Annotated in this window: 2 protein-coding genes; both read right to left on the bottom strand. The window is 74.2% G+C overall.

The genetic code is table 11. The annotated features are described in order from the left end of the window. Positions 1-1,232: cation-translocating P-type ATPase (locus tag HGA02_RS17300; RefSeq protein WP_168680442.1), on the bottom strand; the 1,232-nt coding region annotated here is incomplete at its 3' end. A gap of 83 nt (positions 1,233-1,315) precedes the next feature. Further along, a partial coding sequence (locus HGA02_RS17295; protein WP_168680440.1) for an ABC transporter substrate-binding protein occupies positions 1,316-2,152 on the bottom strand: 837 nt, incomplete at its 5' end.

Below are 2,152 nucleotides of genomic sequence, written 5' to 3'. Positions count from 1 at the left end.
CCGACGACGCGCCAGTGCCCGGCCTCGTCCGCGACGACCCGCGCGTCGTTGCAGAGCGCCGCGGCCTCGACGAGCGCGCGCAGGTCGGGGTGGTCCGCGAGGCTCGCGGTCGCGCCGTCGCGCGTGACCCGGCCCGTCGGCTCGTAGCCCAGGCCCTCGACGTCGTAGGTGCGCTGCGCGGTGACCACCGTGCGCGCCGTCATCTCGTTCCTCGTCAGCGTGCCGGTCTTGTCCGAGCAGATCGTCGTGACCGACCCCAGCACCTCGACCGCGGGCAGCTTGCGGGTGATCGCGTGGCGGCGCGCCATCTGCTGCACGCCCAGCGCGAGCGTGATCGTGACGAGCGCCGGCAGCCCCTCCGGCACGGCCGCGACCGCGAACCCGATCGCGGCCGAGATGAGCTCGGGCGGGTCCCAGTCGTGGATGACCCGGCCGATCACGAGCATGAGCGCGGCCATCACGAGGATGCCGCGCGACAGCAGCGTGCCGAGCCGGTTGAGCTGCTGCTTGAGCGGGGTGTCGAGATGGTCGACGTCCGCGACGAGCGCCTGGATGCGGCCGATCTCGGTGCTCGCGCCCGTCGCCGTCACGACCGCGGTCGCCGTGCCCGCGGCGACGATCGTGCCGCTGAACAGCATGCTCGACCGGTCGCCCACGCCCGCGTCCGTCCCGACCGCCGCGACGTCCTTGACCGCGGGCACCGACTCGCCCGTCAGCGCGGACTCGTCGACCTGGAGGTTCGTCTCGTCCAGGAGACGCGCGTCCGCCGGCACCTTGTCACCGGACCGCACGCGCACGACGTCGCCCGGCACGAGGCTCTCGGCGGCGACCGTCGACCAGTGCCCGTCGCGCAGCGCCGTGGCGTCGAGCGACAGCATCGTGCGGATCCCGTCGAGCGCGCGCTCCGCCTGACCCTCCTGGAGGAACCCGACGACCGCGTTCGCGACGGCGACGACGAGGATGACCGTGAAGTCGACCCAGTCGCCCAGGAACGCCTTGAGCACCGCCGCGGCGAGCAGGATGTAGATGAGGACGTCGTCGAAGTGCTGGAGGAAGCGCACCACCGGGTGCGCTTTCGCCGGCTCCGGCAGGCGGTTCGGGCCCGTCTCGGCGAGGCGTCGCTCGGCGTCGGCCGTCGTCAGGCCGCGCGCGTCCGTGTCGAGCGAGGCCAGCACGTCGCCGGGCGGGAGCGCGTACGGACGCAGGTCGGGCAGGGTCGACGCAAGGCTCATGTCGTCACCTCGGGCATCGTGGCCGTTGCCCGCATCGTGGCACGGCGGTCCGCGCGCAGGCCACCCTCGGCGGTTGCCCCGACCTACGAGCCGGACCCGGCCGTCACGTCGTGGACCGCGTGCGCCATGTGCGGCTCCACGGCCAGGAACCCGAGCTCCACGAGGTCGTCCGCGAAGGTCCGCAGACGCTCCACGCCGGCGTCGTCCAGGGGCGCGACCTCCGGCACGTCGAAGGTGCCGATCACCTTGATCGCGTCGCCCGGTGCGCCGGCGCGCGAGTACAGGTCCGTGATGGCGGACGGCTTGTCCTCGACCGCCGCGGCCTGCGCGACGAGGCCGTCGAACAGCGCCCGGACCGCCTCCGGGTGCTCGTGCGCGAACGTCCGCGACACGACGTGCACGGTGGCGTCGTTCGAGCCGACCTGGTCGCCCCGCGCGACGACGACCGCTCCCGGTGTGCTCTGCGCGGTCGCGAAGTGCTCGTCGGCGGTCGCCCACGCGTCGACCGTGCCGGCCACGAACTCCGCGGTCGCGTCCGACTCGCTCAGGTAGACCCGCTGGACGTCGTCGCTCGTGAGGCCGACCGTCGCGAGCGCCTTCGCCAGGACGTAGTCCCCGACACCGCCGGGCGTCGGGCCGACGGCGACCGTCAGGCCGCGCAGGTCCGCGACGCCGGTGACCGGGACGCCGGCGCCGACGACGACTCCCTGGTCGTCGCCCGAGGTCGTCTCCACCGCGAACGCGACGACGTCGCGCTCCTCGGCCGCCCACGTCAGCAGCTGGGCCGCGTCGGTCGTCGTCACGTCCGCCTGGTCGGTGAGCAGCGCGTCGTACGCGACCGTCGGGACCGTGTACGGCCCGAGCCAGCGCGCCGCCAGGCCCGCCTCGTCGAGCGCACCGTCGACGAGGCCCGACGTGCG

This window comes from Cellulomonas septica (assembly GCF_012396155.1).
Taxonomy (GTDB): domain Bacteria; phylum Actinomycetota; class Actinomycetes; order Actinomycetales; family Cellulomonadaceae; genus Cellulomonas; species Cellulomonas septica.
This window is presented reverse-complemented; position numbering and strand designations above follow the sequence as displayed.